A 22231-nucleotide genomic window follows, 5' to 3' on the forward strand; every position below is an offset into this window, starting at 1 on the left:
TCGCGAGGCAGCCGTTCCCGCGGCGTAGGTGGCCCGTTCCCGCGGCGGTGCGACGGGTGACGAGCGCGACCGGTCGGCCCTACGGTCGAGACCGCCGAGGATGTGAGGAGAGGTTCGGATGGCAACACCCGACATCGCCCCGACCAGCCCGACCAGCCCGACCAGTGCGGCCGGGCTGTCCAGTACGGCCGGGCCGACCGGTACGGGCGGGCAAGAGCGCGGCTCGCCTGCTCAGGACGCGTGCGCGCGGCCGGACCAGGACCTGTGGGCGCAGGTAGTCGACCAGTGGCGCGCGTCGGGCGACATCACCGAGCAGACCGCGCAACGCGCCGGTGAGACCCTGCAGCGGTTCCTGCGGCGCCAGGCAGCGTTGGGCGCCACCCGTCCCGAGACGTTCACCGCCGAGCAGTGCGCGGACTTCGTCCACGCCCGCGGCCTCAACGGCCGGGCACCCGAGGTGACCACGATGCACGCGCGACGCACCGCCCTGCGCATGGCGTTCCGCACCCTGCGCGAGCTCGGCTACGAGGTCGGCGACCCCACCGTGGACCTCGTGCTCCCGCCACGGACCAGCACCGCCGCGCGGCCCCTCACCGACGACGAGGTGGTCCTGTGCCGCACCAGCGCCCGCCTCGGGGAGGCGGGCTCCGCTTCCCTCCAGCGGGCCGTCATCTGGGCGCTGGGAGAGTCCACCGCGATCTCGAGTGAGATCTCGGCGATCCGGATCCGTGATGTCGATGACCCCGAAGCGCCTCGCTGGGTGCGGTTGCCCGGCACCCGGCGCTGTGACCCGCGCCTGGGCGAGCTCAGCGAATGGGGAACTGTGATCGTCGCGCGCCAAATCGGTCGGCTGCGCGAGCAGCGCGCCACCCCGACGACGTTGCTGACCTACAAGGGGGCCGGCACACCAGGGGAAGCGACCGCCCAAGCCTCGGTCGCCAACGCGATCGGCGCTGTCCTGCGCTACGCCGGCCTGGCCGCTGAGCCGGACGTACGGCCCGCCTCGCTACGCAACTGGGCCGGGCGACGCCTCTTCGATGCCGGCCTGCCCATCGACCAGGTAGCGCGCCGCATGGGCTGCCGCAGCCTCGATGCCGCCGCAGAGGACATCGGTCTCACCTGGAGAACCCGGTGAGCCCCGCTCGCAGGACCCGGGGCAGCGACATCAACACCCTCGCGCGCCTGCGTGCGGTCCTCACCTCACCGACCCTGCTCAGGCTCGGCGCGCGTCTGAACTTCGATCAACCCGTCGGCCGTCCACCTGTGCACCCGCCCTACGTCCTGCTGGCATACGGAACCCTGGCCAGGCTGGCCCGCTCCGGGGTGCGCGTCGAGTACGACCTCACCGAGTCGGCGACCTGGAAGATGGCACGCGAGTTGCTCGTCACCGCGACAGCAGACCTCGGCCTCGACGTGCCACCACCCGGACGGCGGCCCCCCAGATGGGACCACTGGCGCTGGATCCGGGATCACTACCTGACCACCGACGAGGGGCTGGCTCAACTGGGCCGCGAGTACCCCGCCGTAGCCGCAGACCTGGCGCGCTCACTTGGACTGTGCCGCACCGACGGGCCAGGAACCCTCACCCACCCCGACCGCACCCGCTGCGTCTACGGCGACGGGACCCTCGTCCGGCCCATCTACGCCCCACCCGAGACCGTCGAGATCACCCTCGACGACGGCACCCGCCAGAAGCGCTACCCCGACCCCCGCACCGGCGAGCTCCACGAGCAGCCCCTGCACCGCTACGACCCAGACCTCCAGCCGCACCACGGACGCCTCGGCCCCGTCCTGACCCACGGCTACGTCGCCTGGCACGTCCGAGGACCGAAGCCGTACCAACGCGTCGTCCTGGCCGTCGACCACGTCTCCGCGCCGGGCCAAGAAGCCGCTACCTCCGTGCGTCTCGCCGGCGAGGTCCACCGCCACCTCGGCCACGGCGTCCAAGCGGCCATTTACGACGGCGCCATGCACGGCGTCCACATCGAGCACCTTATGCGCCGCTACGGCTGGCTGGTCCTGGCCAAGACTCCCGCCGCGGGAGCACCGGAAACGGGGATCGAGAAGCCCCTGTTCGTCAACCACGCCGGCAAGCGCCAACGCAGCTACCCACTGGGTTTCCACACCCACGACACACCCGCCGGGTCCTGCCGCCACCAACTCGCCGCCCTCGACGGAGCCGTCGTCGAGATCGACCTCGACGACAACGGCGACCCGGTCGTCGTGGATCGCCTCGAACGGGGCGCGGTCAAACGGTCACGACGCGCCACCGGCGAGTACCACTTCAACATCGGCTACCGCATCCCGTGCCCCCGCGAACCCTGCACCACGTGGCTCTCCCCCCACCCCGGCCGGCGGAACGACACGGGCCGCCCCCACAACATCCGCATCATCGCGGAATCCGACCCCGACTTCGCCCACCTCTACGGGCTCCGCAACGACGCCGAGAACTTCCACTCCAACCTCAAACGAACCCTCATCGTCGACCGCGCCATGAGCCTGGGCTGGCGTCGCGGCCTCATCGACATCTACTGCTACGCCCTCCTTAACAACGCCCTCGCCGAGCACCAGGCAGCCCGCGCCCTCACCAGTTCGAACACGACCCTCACCCGGGTCCGGCGCCACTATTCCAGCTGACCGCGGCCCTCCACCCAGGCCAGTGCGGCCACCCCCAGGCGCCGCGGTCAGCCCGACGCCGGCGCCCCGGCTGTGGAGGTATGGCCGTTGGAGGCCTAGACACGTCGTTCCGTCGTTTCGTCGACTCAGAGAGGGGAACGCAGTGCCCCAACCACAGCCACGCCCGCCAGCCACGCCACAGCAGTTGCCCGCCGCCCCCCTCGGACCCGTCAGCTTCTCCGCGACGGAGCCGACCGCAGATGCCGGCCCGGCACCCGCCGCGGCCAAACCTGCGCTACTGATCGACGTTGATGGGGTGCTGAACGTTCAGGCCCGCGCCCACGAGCAGGAGTGGCAAGTCCACCAAGTACTCGGCCCCGGGGACCGCCGTACCTATGAACTCGTGCTCAACCCCCAACACGGCCAATGGCTCCTCGACCTCGCCGGGCTGTACGACCTGACCTGGGCCACGACCTGGTGGACCGTGGCCAACGAACGCATCGCCCCACTACTTGGCCTACCACCTCTGCCTGCAGTGCCGCTGCCAGCGGCCTTCGGGAACCGCCCCGACCACTACAGCGCAAAGACCCCTCACGTTCGCCGGTGGGCAAGAGGCCGCGCGCTGGCATGGATCGACGACGACATTGACGAACGCGACGCCATCGCCCTTACCAAGGACTGGACGGGCCATCGCCTCGAGGTGATGCGTGCCGATCCACCTCTCGCGGCAGTCCTCACCATCGGGATCGACCCGACTCAGGGACTCCAACCCGGTCACATCAGCCAACTTCGTCTATGGTCCCCGAACTCCGGGGCGCCGTGACCTTGCGGAGCCTTCCCTCATGGCACCCCAACCACCGTTTGGGGCGAGTGAGAGGACACCCCCCGGTGGCGTCCGACGGACCCAAGACATCACCAACAGCCTGCGACAACAGCGGGCTCACACCTCTGCAACTCACCCTCGATACCGCGAATGCGGCGAGCCGACGACGATAGCGAGGACGGGAGGTGAACCGGATAGACGGCCCGCCCACCGGCCTCCGCCGTACGCGCACCATCCGCCCGATGGCTTGCTCGGCATCAGGCGACACCTCTTCGACGAGCGGAACCCGAGTAGCCCCTGAGACCGTCAGAACGCCCAAGCGCCGGCGTCACGAATCGACTCGCCGCACGCCGCGCTGGCCGGAGGTGAACACGATGCCGTGTCTCGCGCGTTCAGATGTCCCCCGGACACGCCGTACGCCCCCTCCGTGTAGCCGTACGTCGAGGGTCGGCGAAAGGACTCGTGGTCGCGCGTGGCCGCGCGGCCGCGGGCAAGGCGACGACGGCTAGCTCCACCTGGCAGCGGCGGTGGGATGATCTTTCCCACGCTCGGCATTGGAGGCCATGATGACGCAAGCGCTACGGACGATCTGGGTGGACCCGAGGCGGCGGAGTCAGATCTTGAGAGAAGCTGCAAGGCGCAGCCGGGTCCGAGATCTCGTTGTCCTTCGCGCCCGGCAGGCGCGCGCTGAGAACGACACCACCCCTCTCCAGGCGACCCCAACGCCAGACCTGCATCTCAACTACTCGTCCGATTCATCACCCGTGCGCGAGTTAGCTCCCGCGACGCCGCAACGGCGCTCTGAAATCCTCCGCGAGGCTGCACGCAGGAGCCGGGTCCGAAACACAGTGGTTCTGCGCGCCCGTCACGCACACGCAGCCCAAGAGGCCCAGAAGGAACAAGCGACCGAGGGGGCCTGAAGAGACTGACGGCAACGCCCGGGGTTGGACAACTGCTGGAAACGGGCCGAGCGATGATTCGTCGGAATGCGGACCCCCTCGACGGGCGCTTCAGCGAGCTCAGTCCGCCGTGGCCCGCGGAGCGGTACATGGCACGCATGCGTCGCGGCATGGGCGGACGTGCAGTCCGGCCGGCAGCGAGCCATGAACGATTGCCACACCCGAAGCTCTGCGCGATGCAGAGCCGCCATACGCAGCTCGGCGCATGATTGGCGAACCTTCGCATTAAGTGCTGAGTCGCTCAGATGCCCAGCAGCCGTGCCTTGGCCGCCCTGAACTCCTCCAGCGTCAGCACCCCGGCGTCGTACAACTCAGCGAGCTTGACGATCTGAGCGACCTCCGCCGCCGCATCGCTTGTGACGGCTGGGGACGCGGCCGGGGACGGCGTGACGGGGAGAGGCTTGACGGGGTCCTCGTGCCGCTGAGCGATAACCGCATCGGCCGCGGCCTTCAACGATCGGATTGTGGAGAGGGCGGTGCCTGTTGGGTTCCGCGTCGTGTAAGTGCGTACGTTCGTCCGCTCGCCCACCACAGTGACGTAGACGACCCCGCGGTTGTTCGAGGCGAGAAGGGACAAGCCCCCAGTCAGAAGCGCAGCACCGCCGCGCCCGGTGACCGACTTGCGGCGCATCGAGTCGATGTCATGGTCGAAGCCAAGCAGGCGGTCAGGGGTTGACCCACTGCCGAATGCAGGCTTTGTGGAGAAGGTGCCGTCCTTGAAGATAGTCATCGTGACCTGATTGCTGACGAGCCCGAGCGCCAAGGCCCCCGTCGCTGCAGACATCTTCCTACCCCCGTGATCAGCTGCGCGTGAATGCCTTTTCGGCCGCACGCTACCTCTGGGCGCTCGGGTCCCGCAGCGGAAAGGTTGCCCTGATCCGGCGGTGCGTGCGTGACTCGAATAGGCCGCGCGACCAAGCATCTCGTCCCGGTGTCGTCCCTAGGGCCGCTAAGTCGCTGGGAGCCAGGCCTTCCCCACCTTCGCTCTGCTCCGCTCAAGCGAGAGCGATCACGGCCTGTGGCACTACGTGGCGTTGCTGCTCGTCCCCGTCTACCGCTTGCGAACGTGATGACAGCAGCCGGTGCGGCTCGCCCATCGCTGATCGCGCGCGCGCGGGAGACGCCGTGCCGGGCCGGCCAATGCCGAGGAGGGCAACTACAGCTACAAGTCGGCGTACGCGATCTGCACGAAGGGCTGAGCCGCTCACGGGTGAGGGAGCTGGGTACCCCCGATCGGGCGACTGGTCGTGGGGACCCGTGACTTCCGTCGGCGACCGTGCCTACGGTGCCGCCCATGACTCGGAAACTCCCTCACCTCGTGATCGCGCTCTTCCTCGCGATCGCCGCGCTCGTCACCATCCCTGCCACAGCCACCGCGGTAGCCGATAAGGACTGTGGCGACTTCGCCACCCAGGCCGCCGCCCAGAAGTTCTTCATCAACAACGGCGGCTCGAAGAACAACGACCCCCACGCCCTCGACGCAGACGGCGACGGTGTGGCCTGTGAGTCCAACCCCTGCCCCTGCTCGACCAACCAGGGCGGCGGAGGCGGCGGCGACAACGGCGGCACCCAGCCCGAACCCCAGCCGGTCACCAAGCGGCAGAAGGCCAAGATCATCCGCGTGATCGACGGCGACACCGTCCAGGTCAAGCTCACCGCGGTCCAGAAGCGCGCCCGCGTCCGCCTCATCGGCATCGACACCCCCGAGGTGTTCGGCGGCAAGGAGTGCGGCGGTCCCGCCGCGTCGAAGTCGGCGAAGAAGATCCTCCCGAAGGGCACTCGTGTGCTGCTGGTCTCCGACCCGACCCAGGACCTCAAGGACCGCTACGGCCGACTGCTGCGCTACGTCATGAAGGGCAGCACCGACGTCAACCGCCTGCAGGTCAAGCGCGGGCACGCCGAGGTCTACGTGTACGGCGGCAAGCCGTTCAAGCGGGTGAAGAAGTACCGCGCCTCCCAGGCGGCCGCGAAGAAGGCCGACCTGGGCATGTGGGGCGCCTGCAAGTAGCAGGCACGGAGGTGCCGTGATCGGCTGACAACCAGCCGACGGCCGTCGTAGCGTGACCCACAGAACCCGCCGTGCACCCGAGAGCACGGCGGGTTCTTTCATGTCCGTGGCCGCGGACGCTCAGTTGGGTTCGGAAGGTTGTCACCGATGCTCTTCGCCGCAGTAGGAATCCTTCGGGGGAGGTCAGTGCTGACGGCACGACGAGTCGCCGCTCGGGCCGACACGAACGGCTTCAGTCCAGCTTTCCGGGCATGAACCGGGATCGAAGCTTGGGCTCAGGGGGCTTACTGGGTTTGGTGCGGCGCTACCACCATTGGCGGATGTAGCCCTCGCAGGCGGCGGGGTCCCCGGTCGGGTGCAAGCGAGCGGCCTCTTCGACGGAGGAGCAGTTCCGGCACCGCGCGACGACGAACTCGAACGGCCCGTCGCCGATCTGCCTGTACTCCACCCGGAGCGCCTCCCTCGCACATCGCGGGCACCGCTCAACCTCGATCCGCCACCGCTCCATCCCCATGCGGGGGATCGGTCCCCGCGGCCGCCCGACTCATTCCGCCCGACCAGCGGCACGACCGGATGGCGCTCAGGGGAGAGTGCTCAACCCAGTCGATTACCGACGACAGCGATCACGACCGCAAGCAGAAGAACGAAAACTCCCGTGAGACCAATCCCCCTCATGGTGCGCTGGATGCGCGTTTGACGCTCGGCGCGAACCCGGGCTGGCAACCGCTGTCCCATCTTCCGATCCCAGGCGATCAACACGAGTCCAACGACCACGAGACCGATGGCGAGAACGACGCCCAAGATCGAGACCTCCGTTGCTCGCTGGAGTGAAATCAGTACCCGGCGCGCCTTCGCGTAGGCGTCCATTCATTGGCGAATGCAGTCACTCCGCCCGGATAGCGGTAAACGCGCCATGGTGGATGTTTGAGCTGTCGCCGTCAGGCGGCGGTATGGGTCCGGCACGGACGGCATGACCGCGTCGGTCGCCTCGACTTCGGCCTCGTGACCGATACGGGCCGGCTCAGCCGGACCCGGTGGTCATCTGGGTGCGCCGGGGAAGATCTCTTCGAGATTCGGTGCGCACCGCGCCCCTGTTGCGCCACGCTGTCTGCAGACTCCCTTACCAAGGCAGGACAACGACGTGGCTTCACACCCCAGGCGCATCGGCGCGTGGCGCGTCGACGGCGTCTTGGGGTTCGGGGGGATGGGAACGGTCTACCTCGGTCACCGCGGAGGGCGGGGTGCGGGCAGCGGCAAGGCGGCCATCAAGGTGATTCACCCCGGCCTGGCTCACGACGCGGAGTTTCGGCAACGGTTCGAGCGTGAGGTTGCGATCGCGCGACGGGTCACCGGTCGCTACACCGCGCCGGTGCTCGACGCTGACGTCGCAACCAACCCGCCCTGGTACGCGACCGAGTTCGTCGCCGGACCCACGCTGTTGCAGCGCGTCACTGAGCACGGGTCGCTGTCGCGCCCGCAGGTCGAATCGTTGGCCGTAGCGCTCGTCATCGCCCTGCGCGACATCCACGCCGTCGGCGTCGTGCATCGCGACCTGAAGCCGGGCAACGTCATCCTCGCCCAGCACGGACCTGTCGTCGTCGACTTCGGGATCGCCTTCGCATCGGACCTCACCGCGATGACACGCACCGGCCGGGTCCTAGGTTCGGCTGGCTGGATGCCCCCCGAGCAGCTCGAGGGTCGCGACACTACCGCCGCAGTCGACGTGTTCGCGTGGGCAGCGACCGTCTGCTTCGCCGCCACCGGACGGTCGCCGTTCGGCAACACCGCCGCAGCCGCCTACCGAGTCCTGACCGAGGAGCCCGACCTCGACGGCGTGCCGGAAAGTCTTCGCGGGCTGCTGGCGCGGGCCCTGTCCCGAGAGCCCGGCGACCGTCCAACCGCCCGCGCACTCGCCGAGGAGGTCACGTCACTTGTCCTCGGCGAGGATCCAGCGGCACCAACCCGGGTCTCGGAGGACGCGGTCGCGGTCACGATCGCGCAGCCCTGGACGACCCACACATTCGCAATCCCGGGCGATGAGCGGGGCGGACGGACCTACAGACGCTCACCGCTGCGCATCGCATTCGCAGCGAGCGCCGCGATCGCGATCTCCCTCCTAGCCGGCGTCCTCATCCTGAATGGCCCGGGACCGAAAGCGGATCAGTCCGCTGCCCCCGTCGAGGCCAGTCCCGCCGCGGCCGAGTCCGCGGCAACGGCGGTACAGCACGAGACGACGCCAGGTGTGGTCGGGTGTCTCGGCGGCAAACCCGTGATCGAACCGGACGTCATCGAATGGGCCTGCGCCAACGCCAACATGCGCTTGATCGACATCGACTGGGAGGTATGGCAGCCCGACCAAGGCCGCGGCGTCGGGACGGTACAGGCGAACAACTGCCAACCGTCATGCGCGGCTGGCAGCTACATCGACTACCGGACCGCCGTGACCGTCGACCATCCCGTCAGTCAGGGACGGTGGTTCAGCCGAGCCACCATCACCTACCTGGACGGCGACAGCCCCTTTCAGGACGGGCGCCTCGTGGACATCGTCGATCTCCCCGGATCACGCGTGATCCGCAACTCCACGCAAGACCGGCCCGAAGAGCCGATTGACACGTCCGAGGGCAGCACCGCGATCGCGCCGGTTTTCGACGCAGCCGCGGTCGACGCCGCACTCAACCGTGTGCCTCTGAATCGCGACCAGGCGATGTTCGACGACTCGGCCCCCAACAGCATGGCGGTCCCCCCGATCACCCAGGATCCGATCTTCAGTGGCGCGTTCTGCGGCAGTGCATACCGGCCGAGCGGTGCGCTCGAAACCCGTTCCTCAGCCGGATACGGGGTCGAAGGGTGGGACAGCGACATGCGTGAGATTTTCGGGTTCGCCACTGCCGCGGACGCCATCGACGCAGTCTCCAAACTCGAGGGCGTCGTTCGCGCCTGTCCCTACGAGGCGAGTACCGGCATGAGGCTGCGCGTGATCGGCGAGCCCGTGAGCGGCTACCCCGAACTCGCCTTCACCGAGTGGTACGAGGACCCCGGCGACTACCCCCAGGCGATGCTGTGGCACGTCATGCGGGTCGGTGCCGCAGTAGTTATGCAGGTCCGCGGCAGCTACGGCGGACCTAACGACCTAGGCCCCGTCACGGCACAGATCAGCGATACGGCCAACGACCTCGCCCCGCACCTATGTTCGCTCACCGCGGCGGGCTGCTGAGCGCCACTTCGAGCAGCCACCGTACTTAGGCACAGAATGCCGGGCCGTCGAGGTACATCAACTGATCGCTTGTAAGGTCTTCGACGCAGCTTCAGCCGCCGGCTGATCAACTGGCCGAGGTGACGCTTACGCGGTGCGGCCCGCGCGGCGTCCACGACAAGTCGCCTGGTTTGGCGTCGTTGACCGCTTACTGGACCACCCGGCTCTCACAGCGCCCTGCCGGGGGCGGTCGCTAGTTCAGCGGACCGGTTTCGTGACGGGCGGTGACCGACGCGCTAGCAGGTTGCGCCGCCTCTAGGAACAGGTGCTCGCGAACGAGCGACTAGTGGGGTTGCGTGGGCGAGCGTTTGCCTCAGGTGCTGGCATCTGCGGCTCAACTGCCCGGTGGATACCCCGATGGTTTGGCTGCATGCCTTCGTTGTGCAGGCGGACCGCCCTTAGTCGTGGTCGACGTCCCAGTATTTCCTGACGACCTTGCCGTGTCTGTAGACGACGACCGACCAGCGCCAGAAAGCCATCATGTCGTAGGTACGGGTTCGTTCCCCGGCGTACACAGGCGTGGCAACTCCGCCGTAGCCGACGATCTGCCGGACACGCTGGGGTGTCATACCGACCTTGACGCGACGAAACTCCGCCTTCGAGACCGTGGTCTGGTGGGTCTTCTGTCCCACCTCAACGCTGTGCACGTCGCGGGCCTTGGCTTTTCCGCACCATGCCACGACAGTCGAGCGGTAGGTGCCGGCCTCTACGCGGGGGAAGTAGAGACCCGGCAGGGAGCCGCGCCACCTGAAGGTGCGGGAGTAGCCGGTCTCGGCGTTCGCCAGCACCCAGCGGACACGAGGCTCGGTGCGATAGTTCGAGCAGTACGGGACAGGGTTCATGACCCCGCCCTTCGCGTCGATGGGGGCATCGAAAGCCACTGCCTCGTAGATCTTAGGTGCAGACTTCGCGGTCGCTGGGGCGCCGAAGACGGTCATGGTGGCAGCGAGCAGCGTCGCGACCAGGGCGGTGTGCGACGTGGTCTTGATGTTCATGGCTCCCCAGACTGGTCCGTGTCAGCGTGCGCGATACAAGGCTCAGGGTAGGTCCCGCCGGCGCTAGCCGGCAGTGTCTCCGCGTTGCGAGCGGCGTGCCTGACAGCGACCCCGGCTCAGGCTCCGGATTCGATGCCCGGCTGCTGTGGACGTGAGTCTCAACGCAGTCGTCAGGGTCATCGAAGGCGGACTGCCAGACCACGACCGTAAGTGCGGCCACCAAGTCCCTGAAACCGAGTGACAGCCTGCGCAGGTCGTCGTAGCGTGATCCACAGAACCCGCCGTGTACCCGAGAGCACGGCGGGTTCTTCCATCCTCAAGGCTGGGTCACGGCAGGTCGGTGCGGGTCCACGTATCACTGGGGGTGGGTGGGCCAACCGATCGCTGAGTCGGGACTCGTACTGACGCCGTGCAGACGCTGTACGCATGGAGCGGGGACCTGTCGAACGGCCCTCTGCTGCCCCGTCAGTCGAGTTTCTTGCGCCTACTGGCGAAGGGCACGGCGCTCTTGCTCCTCGAGTAGAGCTCATCGGGCGCCCAATCCGCGCCATTGGGCCACAGGACCGTGCCCGAGCCCGGGTCGACAGTGACTTGGCAGAACAGGGCGTAGTCGGAGAGCAGCGGCTGAAAGACCGGGCCTCGCATGAGGGGTTCCATGTCGAGGACTCTGACCTCGCCCGTGTCGAAAGCCAGCTCGAGGATATAGCGACCAAGAACCCGGACATGAGTGACCGTCACCAGGTCCACCAGGGCGTCGTCGTCGGTCTCGTCCACCTCACGGGTCCTCTCAACTCCACTTGGTCCGGCACGGTCTCGCGCGAGAAGCGCTCCACCATGATGCCTGCGCTTCTCGAACGGTAAGCAGCGTCGCCGGCCGTCTGCGCCCAGGGGACGGATTAGCTCTTCGGAACGCTCACCACACGCCGTTGGTTCTGGATCGCGGGTCGAAAATGCAGCAACCCCCGCGAGCTGGTCGCGGGGGTTGCTGGCTGAGTTCAGTGGGGCTACCTGCGGACGCGGACGGCCAGGGCCGCGCTGGGAGCGCCTCAGCTAAATCCGTCACTCGGCCCGGACAGCGTCCTGCGAGCGCACGCTCGTTGGCACGTCCATGGCGCGGACAGCGGCAGGTGAGTGCGTTGCCACGTGGCAATCGGCTGGGAACAGGAACCTGTCCAGATGTCTGTGCACCTCGCGGCCAGTGCCCTCCGAGCATTCTTGATGCTTGCTTCGGGTGTGCCCTTACCCTGTGGCTCGTGCTCCGGGGCGCGGACGCCGAGCGGAGCGTTGCCCTGGTAGTGCTGGGCGGGTGTGGCTCCCTGGTCCAAGAGAGGCGTGTCCGCTGATACAGCCTCGGGGTCCTCAGTGTGTTCCTGGCCCTGTCTCTCGGAACCGTGACGGGGCTTATGTTCGCGGGGGCGATGACGGGCTACGTCGACTCGGTCTTCGAGCCCTTCAAAGCAGGCCACCCAGCGTCAGTCGAGGATGCCCCGCCTGGCACCTATCAAATCTGCGGAGAAGTGCGCCAGGAACGTATCCCGGTCATATCCCTGCTTGGAGTCGTTGGTCTCGCCGCCCTGGCGGTTCGTGCAGGAGAAAGCAGAGCCGAGCAGGGTCCCGAGTCTCCCACCGCCGCCGCTTGCTGAGGAGCACGGACAGCGGCAGAACCGGATGGTTCCTGCTGCTTTGGCTCAAAGGCTCCGGGCCGCAGCGCGGCGGGCGGAGACGATCCGGTCCCGCTCACGTGGTGGTTCAGGCTGTGCGATCCATGGCCGCGATGTACGAGGTGAGGGCGTCGCGGCTCTGCTGCAGGAAGGTGAGCCGCTCGGTCATCTTGTCGCGTTGCTCGATCAGCCTCTCGCGCAGTTCTGGGTCCGGAGCGACCACCACGATCTGTGACCTGCGGTGGAGGCACGGCAGGATGTCGCCGATGAGACGGGTAGGGACGCCTGAGTCCAGCAGGCCTCGGATCTGGCGGACGCGGTCGACGAGGTACTCGTCGTACTCACGGTAGCCATTGGGCAGGCGTCGCGGAGTAATGAGTTCCTGCTCCTCGTAGTACCGCAGCATCCGGGTGGGGACCTCGGTCCTTTTGGACAACTCGCCGATGCGCACCGTGTCACCTTCTTGCATGTTCTGGGCGCTCCGCGGCGGCTCGCCGAGTACCCGGCCCGCGCCCCGACCTAGTGCTCTCACTGGCGGCCGCGGTCTGACCATGAGCGATTTGACCTTACCATGGATGTGAAGGTTTGACCATCGACTCGTGACCATTCAGACCACCCCCACGGTGACCCCCGCCGCGATGCGACAGACCCTCGCCGGCTTTGCCACCGGCTTGGCCGTCGTCGCCGCCGAGGTCAAGGGCCGCACGGTCGGGATGCCGGCCAATTCACTCGGATCGGTGTCGCTGGATCCCCCCCTCGTGTCCCTGGCGTTCGCACACACCTCCACCACCTGGCCGGTCCTGCAGGGCGCGACGCGCTGGGGCATCAGCGTCCTAGGAGAGAACTAGGCGCAAGTGCTGCACAACCTGCGCCGGCCCGCCGCTCAGCGTTTCGACGGCGTCGAGATGGACGCCGTCGACGGTGCTGCATTCGTCCGTGGCGCCCTCGCGATGATCGCCGCGACTCAACGCGAGGCCGTCCGGGCCGGGGACCACACCCTGGTGCTGCTCGAGGTGACGAGCCTGCACCGAGACCACGCGCGGCGTCCGTTGGTGTTCTTCGACAGCGCGATTCACACACTCACCCACTGAAAGGAGTCTTGTCCGATGGGCAAGCAAATGATCCTTGGCATGGCCCTGACCTCCGGCTACGGCAACCTCGCCGGCGCCTGGCGGGCGCCCCACGTCGACCCCGGCAACTACGCAAACATCGCAGCGAACATCCGCTACGCGCAGGCCGCCGAGCGCGGCGGCTTCGCGTTCGTGTTCACCCCCGACTTCCCCGCCGTCCGCGGCGACGTGGAGGCCTCAGGGATCCTGAACATCTCGGAGCCGATGATGGAGCTGGCAGCCATCTCCCAAGCCACCAGCCGCATCGGCTTCGTCGCCACCGGTTCGACCACGTTCCAGGAGCCGTTCAACACCGCGCGCCAGTTCAAGGCGCTAGACGTGATGAGCCACGGACGTGCCGGGTGGAACGCGGTCACCACCAGCGACCCAACCGTCGCGGCCAACTACGGCCAGCGCGTCGCCGACCGTGCAGTCCGCTACCAGCGCGCCCACGAGTCAATCCAGATCGTGCAAGAGCTGTGGGGCAGCTGGGAGCCCGACGCCTGGACCAAGGATCAGGCCTCCGGACGGTTCCTCGACATCTCGAAGCTGCAGCCCATCAACCGCCAGGGCGAGTACGTCGCCTCCCGCGGCCCACTGGCCATCCCGCCCTCGGACCAGGGCCAGCCGGTGATCTTCACCTCGGGGGGACCCAGCCCTCACCTATTGGCTCTGGCCGGCCGCTACGCCAGCGGATTCATCGCCGAGGTCTGGACGATCGAGGAGGCCCACGCCCAGCGCGAGATGGTGCGCAACGCTGCCCGGCAGGCCGGACGCAACCCCGACGACATCAAGTACTTCGCCGGACTCATGACCACGGTCGCCCCGACGGTCCGCGAGGGGCTGGACCGGCGCCTGGCCCTGTCCGGCGACGTCATCGACGCCCGCCTTCCCCACCTCGGCGCCCTCCTAGGCCTACGCATCGACCCCGACCACTACGACCAACCGATGACCGCAGAGCAACTCGCCGCCGCTCACGCCTCGCCTGTGGACCCACGCTCTGGCAATGCCCTAACCGTCGCGCGCGCGGGATGGTCCCCGCGTGACGTCCTGGCACACGGCGCGATCGACTACCACCCCACCACCGTCGGCCCCGGCCACGTCCACGCCGACCACCTTCAAGAGTGGTTCGAGGCTGACGCCGTCGACGGCTTCTGGGTCTCCCCAGACGTCTACGAGGATGGCGTCGACGCCTTCGTCGACGAGGTCGTCCCGCTCCTCAGGGCACGCGGTATCTACCCCACCGAATATCCCGGGAGGACCCTGCGGGAAAACCTGGGCGTCGGACGGCAGTACGGATCGGATCCGCGCCTCTCGTGATCTCGACCCCGCCCAACGACGATCTCCGCACCACAAGGGGACCGGCGGTGGCGCCGGCGATTGCGCACCCAAACTCGGCAGAGGCGATCAGGTCGCCGATGACATGAAGTCGGCAAGGACGTAGTTCGGATGACGGTCAAGGTTGGTGCGAGCCCGGTCATATCGCATCGTCGTTCAGGGGTCGGCGTGGCGCGCGGCGATCTGCACGTCGCGTAGGTCAACGCCGGCATCGAGCATGGTGGTCACGGTGTGGCGCAGCGTGTGGGGGTGCATGCGCTGCATCGACAAGCCGGCGGTGCCAGCCAACGCCTTCGACCGTCGGGTCGCGACGTGTCTACCATCCGATGTCGGCGCTTGAGCGTAGAAGTGGACTGCGGTCTCGACCGTCCGTTGCGTGGTCGATGGCGCGGCCAACCGCCGCCGGCAGCGGGACGAGGGCGGCTGTTGTCGCCTTTCCCATGCACACGCAGCACGCGGTGACCATGCACCTCGCTGATCGCTTCGACGTCAGCTCCGGTTGCCTCGAAGATGCGCAAGCCGAGCAGGCTCAGGGTCGCGACGAGAGCGAAGTCGTTGTCGCTGGCGGGCTCACGCGCTGCGGTCAGCATCGCCTCGAACTGCAGGTGACTGAGCCCAGGGGTCGGCGACTCGACGGGAACTCGACGGCGGCGAACGTACTCGGCCGGTGAGTGCTCGAGGACGCCGTCGACAACGCAGGTGCGGTAGAGGCAGGCGACCCCTGAGAGACGCCTCGAGACGGTGGAAGGCCGGAGCTGCCTGATTTCTTGTAGCCATTGCAATTAGAGCTCGATGGGCGCGCGTTCCGCTGCCAGTGGCGGGAGGCCGATGTCGCTGCACCAGGTGAGCAACGAGGACAAGTCAGACGCGGTATGCGCTCGGGTTTGCCCCTAGTAGCGGGCCAGGTGGGCGGCCATGGCAAACCGCAGCACTTGGTCGTCGAGCGGCGCTGACATGTGGACGAGTCCGATGGAGGTCAAGCTGCACGCCGGAGAACAGGGTCTTCGTCAACGCGGCAGGTCCGGATGCCTCGCATCGCCGGCTACTTGAAGTGGGGGGAGCGTCGCAGGACCGTCCGCTCAGCCCACCAAACGACTGCGCAGCACGCCTGCGGTCCTCGCCGTCACGCCAAGACCAGAAATGAGGTAGTCGTCGAGGGACCCGTAGGAGCGTCGTACCTCTGCCAGGGCCGCCTTGAGGTACCGCACGTCGCACCGGTAGGCAGGCTCGAGGACCGGCGCGCGGTCCGCTCCGTGCTGGGCCCCGATGGACTCCAGGGTTGCGGTACGACTGCCAGCGGCGTAGTCGTCGGTGAGCAGGTAGTCAGCGAGCGCCAGCTCCTCGTCGACCCCGGCCACGTGGTGCAGCAGCCAGGTCGCCCAGCCGGTGCGGTCCTTGCCGGCGGCGCAGTGGAGGAGCTGGGGACCGTCGGTTGCGGCGATCGTGCGCAGCAGGCTCGCGAAGCCGCTGCGGCGCCGGGAATCGGCCACGAAGCCGCGGTAGATGCCGACCATCATCTGCGTCGTCTCCTCCGGTGAGGTCAGGGACTCCACGACGCGGCGGTCCGCGCCCGCGACCTCGTGGTGCCACCAGCGAGCTTCGGCCGGGGCCCGATCGGGGTGCCGCTCGACCTCTCCCGCGTCGCGCAGGTCGTGGACGGCGACGAGCCCCAGCGAGTCCAGGTACCGACCGTCCCCCTCGTCCGGGAGGAGCCTGTTGGAGCGGTACACCGACCGGGGTCGCAGCCGTCCGCCGCGGGCCGGGTAGCCGTCACCGGCGCCGGCAATGTCGCGGAAGTTGTCCACGGACCTCAGGTGCGGCAGCGGGGAGTGCATGGATTGCGAACCTACGGGCCATCGAGCGGCGACACGAGCCGACGTCGAGATAGCCGGACGGGTGTTGCCCGTGCAAGGGCTCGCCGCGAACCTGCACGCGTGAGCGACGTGGACGAACTGGCAGCGGCGGAGCACCTGGCCTCCCGGATGCGCGACCTGATCGAGCGGGTGGTGTCGACCGACTCGGACGCAGCTGCCCTGTCGCGCGCCGCGGAGCTGGTCGCCGCGGCGATCGGCGTCCTTCACGGCGAAGCCCGTCCGTACGCCGAGCCGGCTCGCCTGGACAGGGCCATGCCGCCCGGGCTCCGGGCACATGGGCTGGTCGTCGGGCCGGGGCACCCGATGGCGCCGCCGGTCAGCCTGACCTGGGACGGGGACCGAGTGCTCGGTCGGCTGCGGCTGCGACGCTCGTTCGAGGGGCCCCGCGGGTACGCCCACGGCGGTGTCAGCGCGCTGGTCCTCGACGAGGTGACGGCGAAGGTGCGCGCCCTCATGGACGTGGGTCGGGTCACCCGGACGCTGACGGTGAGCTACCGCCGTCCTGTGCCGGTGGACGTAGATCTGGTCGTGTCGGCAGAACTGGTGAGCCGGGAGGAGCGCCGCGCCGTCGCAACCGGCTCGATCGCGCTCTCCGACCGACCCGACGTTGCACTGGTCACGGCCGAGACCCACTTCGTCTTGCTGGGTGGGTCGGACACCTCGACGGCGCTGGGCAGGCTGACGCTGTAGGAGAGGTCCGGCACTGTCGAACGGGCGTTGCCGACCGCACCGGCGCGACCCACGATCCGACGGTGATCAATCAGACCGTTGAGCTCGTCGACGTTGTGGACACCCCGGCGGACGCCGCCGACCTGGCCCACCCGCCGCTGCTGGTCCGCAGCACCACCACAGCCGTGCTGGACGCCGCTGGTCTCGGCACCGGCCCCCTGCGCGCCACCCGGATCGGGGACGGTCACTCCAACGTGACGTTTCTTGTAGAGCGGGAGGACTGGCGCGGCGTTCTGCGTCGTCCGCCGCGGCCGCCGTACCAACCCAAGGCGCATGACATGCTGCGCGAGGCCCGCATCCAGCAGGCCCTCGCGAGCACGGCGGTCGCCGTGCCCCGCATCCTCCACGTCGAGCAGGACCTCGGAGTGCTGGGTGTGCCGTTCTACGTGATGGAGTGGCACGAGGGCGTCTTCGTCGCCAAGACGCTCCCCGCGGTCCTCTCCGCGCCGGAGCGTCGGAGGGAGGCCGGGCTGGCGTTCGTCGACCAACTCATCCAGTTGCACCTGGTCGACCACGCAGCCGCGGGGCTGGACGGCCTCGGGCGGGGTGAGGCGTTCGCCGCTCGCCAGCTGCACGTCTTCGGGAAACTGTGGCAGAGCCACCGGACCCGGGACCTGCCACAACTCGAGGCCGCCGAGGAGTGGCTGCGCCGGCACGTCCCGGCCGACGCCGGAAGGCCGACCCTCCTGCACGGCGACTTCCGGCTTGCCAACGTCATGTTCGCGCCTGATGAGCCGGTCCGCGTCCGCGCGCTCCTCGACTGGGAGCTGTCGACCGTGGGTGACCCGATCGCCGACCTCGGCTACCTGCTGTCGACCTATCCGGAGCGTCCGCAAGAGCGGGGTGCCCTGCTATCCGAAGCCGCCGCGGCGGCGACCGGCGGGTTCCCGAGCCGCAGGGACCTGGTGGAGCGGTACGCCGCCACGACCGGCGCCGACCTCTCGTCGCTGTCGTGGTGGGTGACCCTCGCCTTCTGGAGGACGGCGGTCGGGCTGGAGAGCTTCTACAAGAGGGCGGTCGACGGGACGACGGACGACCCGTTCATCCACGCCCTGGAAGCCGGGGTGCCGGAGCTGGCCGAGCGCGCGGTGCGCGCTATGGAGGGCGAGGCGCTGTGAGCCTGTTCGGACTCGCCGACATCCTCATCCGCCCGCGGACGTCGAAGGACCACCACCCTCGGCACACGGCCGTGGTCCTCGGCGAGCGCCGCATCAGCTACGCCGAGCTGACCGACCGTGTCCTCCGCCTCGCTACAGGCCTGCACGAGCACGGGTTCCAGCGGGGCGACGTCGTCGCGATTTACCTGAAGAACCGCGCCGAGTATCTCGAGCTGGTGTTCGCGGTCGCGCACCTCGGCGGTGTGCTGGTGCCGATGAACTACCTGCTGCGGCCCGCCGAGGTCGCGCACATCGTCGCGGACTCGGAGGCGCGGTGGCTGGTCACCGAGCCCGCACTGCTCGAGGGCGTAAGCACGAGCTCGGGACCGGAGTTCCTCGTCGTGACTGACCCGGCGGCCGAGGCGGCCGTCGAGGGCGCTGCCACGGTGGCGTACGACGACCTGGTCGCGGCCACGGCGACTCCGCCCGCGGCCCACGTCCGGAGCGAGGACCGGGCGCTGCTGCAGTACACCTCGGGGACGACGGGGTTCCCGAAGGGTGCCGTGCACACTCACGGCACCGTGCTGTTCAACGCGCTGGCCCAGGTGGTCGACTTCGGTGTCTCGCACGACGACGTCCACGTCGTGGTCCCGTCGCTGAGCTGGGCCGCCGGCCTCCACTGCCTCACCCTGAGCACGCTGTGGCGCGGCGGCACGGTCGTGTTAAAGCCGACCGGCGGCTTCGACGCCGACGACCTCGCTGCGCTGGTGGAGCGGCACGGCGTCACCACCGGGATGTTCGCGCCGTCGGTGATTCGCATGCTCCTGGACTCCGGCGCACCCTCCGCACGCGACCTGTCGTCCCTGCGCCTGGTGCTCTCGGGAGGTGAGCCCGTGCCGGCCGACGAGATCGGCGAGTTCAAGGCCCTCGTGCCCGGCCTCGACCTGCACCAGGGCTACGGCGTCTCCGAGTTCCCCAGCACCATGCTGCACCTCGCCGCCGCGGACGTGGTCGAGCACGGGGGCGCGGCCGGCCTAAGCTCGGTCGTCGCCAACGTTCGCGTCCTGCGCGAGGACCACAGCGAGGCCGACCCGGGCGAGCACGGCGAGATCGTCGTGCGGTCACCGGCGACGTCGTCGTCCTACCACCACCGTGACGGCGATCCGACGACCGCGGTCGTCGACGGGTGGCTCCACACCGGCGACCGGGGCTTCGTCGACGAGGGCGGCTTCGTCCACGTCGCGGGCAGGTCGAAGGAGATGATCGTGAGCGGCGGGCTCAACGTGTACCCCGCCGAGGTCGAGCGCGTGCTCGCCGCGCACCCCGGGGTGCTCGAGGTCGCGGTCGTCGGTGTGCCCGACCGCAGGTACGGCGAGGTGGGTCATGCCTTCGTCGTCGCAGCGGACGGAGCGGCGGTCGACGAGGAGGACCTGCGCAGCCTCGCGCGCCGTGAGCTCGCGGGGTTCAAGGTGCCGCGCAGGTGGACAATCCGGACCGAGTCGCTCCCGCGCACGGTCACCGGCAAACTCCGTCGGTTCGAGCTCGTCTCGTCGACCTGAACGGTTGTCGAGGGCAACGTCCGTCAGTGCCGGACAGCGCTGTTCCCGGCGGCGGCACTCCTGTGACGCTCCTCTCACCTCGCCCGGCCGGGCGACGATCCAGGAGGAACCCAGTCATGACTCGTAGTCCCCACCGCAGGTCGCGCCGCACGGCGCTCGGCGTGGTCTCCGTTCTCTCGGTCGTGTCGCTCGCCGCTTGTGGATCCGGCGACGCGGCCGGCGCCGGGTCGGACACCGAGATCGTCATCGGCGCGTACGGTCCGCTCACCGGCCCCGCAGCGTCGCTCTCGGTCCTCTACGACGCCCAGAAGGCCTACTACGACGAGCTCAACGCCAACGGCGGTATCGACGGCCTGAAGGTCAAACTGGTCGTCAAGGACGACCAGCTCAACCCGGCCAACACCCCTGCGGCCGCCCGCCAGCTCGTCGAGAGCGACAAAGCCGCGCTCCTCTGCGGCCCGGCGGGCTCACCGACGACCATGGCGGTCAAGAGCTACCTGGAGCAGCGCAACGTCGGGATCGTCCCGGGTGCGGGCTCCTCGGAGCTCGCCGGCGAGACGTCCTTCCTGCTAGTCCCCGACTACCTGCAGCTGGGGGCACAGCTCGCCCAGTACGCCGCGGAGACGGCCGGCGCGGCGAAGGTCGCCATCGCCTACACCGACGACTCGGTCGGCCAGCCCACGCTCGCGGGCGCGAAGTGGCAGATGGAGGAGCTCGGTCTCGACCTGGTCGCCGAGGTGGCCTTCAACGGCACTGCCCCCGACCAGTCGGCCACGGTCGCGAAGCTGAAGGACTCCGGCGCGGACTTCGTCATCATCAACAACACCGCGCCCGTGATCTCCCAGGTATTCAAGGCCGCGGAGAAGATCGGGTACGCCCCGACGTGGGGGGCGACCTGGCCGGCCCAGACCAAGGCGCTCCTCGACCTCGCGGGCTCCTCGCTCGACGGCGGGAACATCGTGTTCTCCACCCCCTTCGTGCTGGGCGAGTCCGAGGCGGCCGCGGAGTTCCGGCAGGTGCTGGACGAGCGCGCGCCCGACGTCGACCAGACCGACACCATCGCCATGCTCGGATGGTCCGTCGCCGACACCTGCACCGCGGTGCTGGAGCGCGCAGTCGAGGCCAACGAAGGCAAGGTGCCGACCAGCGAGCAGGTCGTCGAGGCCATGCCCGGCACCACACTGGACGACGGTGTGGTCAACGGCCTCGCCTGGACCGAGGAGGACCACTCGGGCCAGAAGAAGGCGATGATCGTCGGGCTCGAGAACGGTGAGTTCGTCGAGCTCACCGAGTTCCAGGACCTCCCGGCCGTCCCCGCCTCGGCCGCGGAGTGACCGGTGTTCCTCTTCGAGTCGAGCCTCATCTCCGGGATCGTGAGCGGGCTGATCTATGCCCTCGCGGGGATCGGCCTGATTGTGATCTACCGGGTCTCGGGCTACATCAGCTTCGCGCAAGGTGACATCGCCGCATTGTCGCTCTACGTCGGCTACTGGATGCACCAGGGAGGCATGCCGTACGCCGTCGTGGCGATCGGCGTCGTCCTGGTCGGAGCCGTCGTCGGCGGCCTGATCGGCTCCTTCGTCGTGGTGCCGTTCGAGCGCTTCGGCCTGCTGGTCGCAGCCATCTCCACGATCGGGGTCAGCATCGCCATCCAGGGTTTCGAGAACCTCATGTTCGGTTCGCAGGCCCGGGCGTTCCCCTCGGCGGGCTCCAGCTCCGCCCTCACGATCGGGTCGGTCAACCTGAGCCGGGCGGACGTGGTGTCGTTCGTCATCTGCGGCCTGGTGGTCGCCGCGTTGTCGGTCGGCTTCCGCAAGACGAGGGCCGGGGTGGCGATGCGCGCGGTCCACGACGACCCCGCCGCCGCCGCGGTGCTCGGCATCAACGGCGTCACCCTCAAGCGGGCGAGCTGGGTCGTCGCCGGCGCACTCGCCGGCATCTGCGGACTCTTCATCGCGCCCATCTACGCGCTCACGCCGACCAGCGTGAACCACATCCTGGTCTTCGGCTTCTGCGCCATCGTCATCGGTGGCTTCGACAGCCTGGTCGGCGCGGTCGTGTCCGGCATGCTGATCGGCTTCGGGACCAACCTGACCGCGGCCTACATCAGTCCCGACCTGGTCACCACGATCCTCTTCGTGGGCTTGGTCGTCGTCCTGCTCGTCCGTCCGCACGGCATGTTCGGACGTCGACCCATCGTGAGGGTGTGA

The 22231-nt window shown here is 68.6% G+C and carries 18 protein-coding genes and 1 pseudogene; 12 read left to right on the top strand and 7 right to left on the bottom strand.

The window, feature by feature from the left end:
• The first annotated feature begins 118 nt into the window (after positions 1 to 118).
• The 3 genes from AB0N29_RS19680 (at position 119) to AB0N29_RS19690 (ending at position 3439) form a co-directional block, all read left to right on the top strand.
• A complete protein-coding gene (locus AB0N29_RS19680) occupies positions 119 to 1135 on the top strand; it encodes a site-specific integrase (RefSeq protein ID WP_364869591.1) in 1017 nt (338 codons plus the stop codon).
• Entirely contained in the window at positions 1132 to 2637 is a 1506-nt protein-coding gene (locus AB0N29_RS19685) for a hypothetical protein (protein ID WP_364869594.1), read from the top strand. Before AB0N29_RS19680 ends, AB0N29_RS19685 begins: the two co-directional genes overlap by 4 nt.
• A gap of 295 nt (positions 2638 to 2932) precedes the next feature.
• Complete coding sequence (locus AB0N29_RS19690; RefSeq protein WP_364869597.1) at positions 2933 to 3439, top strand: hypothetical protein; 507 nt, start codon at positions 2933 to 2935, stop codon at positions 3437 to 3439.
• Positions 3440 to 4639: 1200 nt separating this feature from the next.
• On the opposite strand, the gene AB0N29_RS19695 is transcribed toward AB0N29_RS19690, so the two are convergent.
• A complete protein-coding gene (locus tag AB0N29_RS19695) occupies positions 4640 to 5182 on the bottom strand; it encodes an SHOCT domain-containing protein (RefSeq protein WP_364869600.1) in 543 nt (180 codons plus the stop codon).
• 510 nt (positions 5183 to 5692) lie between these two features.
• On the opposite strand from AB0N29_RS19695, the gene AB0N29_RS19700 reads away from it, so the two are divergent.
• On the top strand, positions 5693 to 6406 hold the full coding sequence (locus AB0N29_RS19700; RefSeq protein ID WP_364869604.1) for a thermonuclease family protein: 714 nt from the start codon (positions 5693 to 5695) through the stop codon (positions 6404 to 6406).
• A gap of 594 nt (positions 6407 to 7000) precedes the next feature.
• Here the strand turns inward: AB0N29_RS19700 and AB0N29_RS19705 are convergent.
• Positions 7001 to 7273 carry a hypothetical protein gene (locus tag AB0N29_RS19705; protein WP_364869607.1) on the bottom strand — a complete coding sequence of 91 codons (273 nt, stop codon included), beginning with the start codon at positions 7271 to 7273 and terminating at the stop codon, positions 7001 to 7003.
• Between the two features lie 274 nt (positions 7274 to 7547).
• Between AB0N29_RS19705 and AB0N29_RS19710 the strand changes: the two genes are divergently transcribed.
• Positions 7548 to 9620, top strand: coding sequence for a serine/threonine-protein kinase (locus AB0N29_RS19710; RefSeq protein ID WP_364869610.1), 2073 nt, complete (start codon positions 7548 to 7550; stop codon positions 9618 to 9620).
• A 437-nt stretch (positions 9621 to 10057) separates the two neighbouring features.
• Here AB0N29_RS19710 and AB0N29_RS19715 read toward each other — a convergent pair whose 3' ends face one another.
• The 3 genes from AB0N29_RS19715 to AB0N29_RS19725 form a co-directional block, all read right to left on the bottom strand.
• On the bottom strand, positions 10058 to 10654 hold the full coding sequence (locus AB0N29_RS19715; protein WP_364869613.1) for a hypothetical protein: 597 nt from the start codon (positions 10652 to 10654) through the stop codon (positions 10058 to 10060).
• A 465-nt stretch (positions 10655 to 11119) separates the two neighbouring features.
• Positions 11120 to 11428: a DUF2442 domain-containing protein gene (locus tag AB0N29_RS19720; RefSeq protein WP_364869616.1), complete on the bottom strand. Its 309-nt coding sequence runs from the start codon at positions 11426 to 11428 to the stop codon at positions 11120 to 11122.
• A gap of 975 nt (positions 11429 to 12403) precedes the next feature.
• Complete coding sequence (locus AB0N29_RS19725; protein ID WP_364869619.1) at positions 12404 to 12766, bottom strand: MerR family transcriptional regulator; 363 nt, start codon at positions 12764 to 12766, stop codon at positions 12404 to 12406.
• A 187-nt stretch (positions 12767 to 12953) separates the two neighbouring features.
• On the opposite strand from AB0N29_RS19725, the pseudogene AB0N29_RS19730 reads away from it, so the two are divergent.
• Together AB0N29_RS19730 and AB0N29_RS19735 are read left to right on the top strand one after the other, a co-directional pair.
• Positions 12954 to 13406: pseudogene (locus tag AB0N29_RS19730) on the top strand (flavin reductase family protein).
• Between the two features lie 15 nt (positions 13407 to 13421).
• Positions 13422 to 14744 carry an NtaA/DmoA family FMN-dependent monooxygenase gene (locus AB0N29_RS19735; RefSeq protein WP_364869622.1) on the top strand — a complete coding sequence of 441 codons (1323 nt, stop codon included), beginning with the start codon at positions 13422 to 13424 and terminating at the stop codon, positions 14742 to 14744.
• 174 nt (positions 14745 to 14918) lie between these two features.
• On the opposite strand, the gene AB0N29_RS19740 is transcribed toward AB0N29_RS19735, so the two are convergent.
• Together AB0N29_RS19740 and AB0N29_RS19745 are read right to left on the bottom strand one after the other, a co-directional pair.
• Complete coding sequence (locus AB0N29_RS19740) at positions 14919 to 15050, bottom strand: tyrosine-type recombinase/integrase (protein ID WP_364869625.1); 132 nt, start codon at positions 15048 to 15050, stop codon at positions 14919 to 14921.
• 791 nt (positions 15051 to 15841) lie between these two features.
• Complete coding sequence (locus AB0N29_RS19745) at positions 15842 to 16597, bottom strand: tyrosine-protein phosphatase (RefSeq protein ID WP_364869628.1); 756 nt, start codon at positions 16595 to 16597, stop codon at positions 15842 to 15844.
• Positions 16598 to 16696: 99 nt separating this feature from the next.
• On the opposite strand from AB0N29_RS19745, the gene AB0N29_RS19750 reads away from it, so the two are divergent.
• The 5 genes from AB0N29_RS19750 to AB0N29_RS19770 all read left to right on the top strand — a co-directional run bounded on the left by AB0N29_RS19750 (position 16697) and on the right by AB0N29_RS19770 (position 22231).
• Positions 16697 to 17326 carry a hotdog domain-containing protein gene (locus AB0N29_RS19750; protein WP_364869631.1) on the top strand — a complete coding sequence of 210 codons (630 nt, stop codon included), beginning with the start codon at positions 16697 to 16699 and terminating at the stop codon, positions 17324 to 17326.
• A 62-nt stretch (positions 17327 to 17388) separates the two neighbouring features.
• The gene (locus tag AB0N29_RS19755; RefSeq protein WP_364869634.1) at positions 17389 to 18483 is read left to right on the top strand and encodes a phosphotransferase family protein; all 1095 of its coding nucleotides are present in this window, start codon (positions 17389 to 17391) and stop codon (positions 18481 to 18483) included.
• Positions 18480 to 20021, top strand: a complete 1542-nt coding sequence (locus AB0N29_RS19760; RefSeq protein ID WP_364869637.1) for an AMP-binding protein — start codon at positions 18480 to 18482, stop codon at positions 20019 to 20021. The genes AB0N29_RS19755 and AB0N29_RS19760 overlap by 4 nt, the downstream gene beginning before the upstream one ends.
• Positions 20022 to 20137: 116 nt before the next feature.
• The gene (locus AB0N29_RS19765; protein ID WP_364869640.1) at positions 20138 to 21355 is read left to right on the top strand and encodes an ABC transporter substrate-binding protein; all 1218 of its coding nucleotides are present in this window, start codon (positions 20138 to 20140) and stop codon (positions 21353 to 21355) included.
• A 3-nt stretch (positions 21356 to 21358) separates the two neighbouring features.
• On the top strand, positions 21359 to 22231 hold the full coding sequence (locus AB0N29_RS19770) for a branched-chain amino acid ABC transporter permease (protein WP_364869643.1): 873 nt from the start codon (positions 21359 to 21361) through the stop codon (positions 22229 to 22231).

This window comes from Nocardioides sp. NPDC092400 (assembly GCF_040684155.1).
GTDB lineage: Bacteria > Actinomycetota > Actinomycetes > Propionibacteriales > Nocardioidaceae > Nocardioides.

Bases quoted from the DNA above. Each gene is read 5' to 3' on its own strand.
- AB0N29_RS19680 (WP_364869591.1), top strand. From the start codon at position 119: ATGGCAACACCCGACATCGCCCCGACCAGCCCGACCAGCCCGACCAGT.
- AB0N29_RS19695 (WP_364869600.1), bottom strand. From the start codon at position 5,182: ATGTCTGCAGCGACGGGGGCCTTGGCGCTCGGGCTCGTCAGCAATCAG.
- AB0N29_RS19700 (WP_364869604.1), top strand. From the start codon at position 5,693: ATGACTCGGAAACTCCCTCACCTCGTGATCGCGCTCTTCCTCGCGATC.
- AB0N29_RS19705 (WP_364869607.1), bottom strand. From the start codon at position 7,273: ATGGACGCCTACGCGAAGGCGCGCCGGGTACTGATTTCACTCCAGCGA.
- AB0N29_RS19715 (WP_364869613.1), bottom strand. From the start codon at position 10,654: ATGAACATCAAGACCACGTCGCACACCGCCCTGGTCGCGACGCTGCTC.
- AB0N29_RS19735 (WP_364869622.1), top strand. From the start codon at position 13,422: ATGGGCAAGCAAATGATCCTTGGCATGGCCCTGACCTCCGGCTACGGC.
- AB0N29_RS19745 (WP_364869628.1), bottom strand. From the start codon at position 16,597: ATGCACTCCCCGCTGCCGCACCTGAGGTCCGTGGACAACTTCCGCGAC.
- AB0N29_RS19765 (WP_364869640.1), top strand. From the start codon at position 20,138: ATGACTCGTAGTCCCCACCGCAGGTCGCGCCGCACGGCGCTCGGCGTG.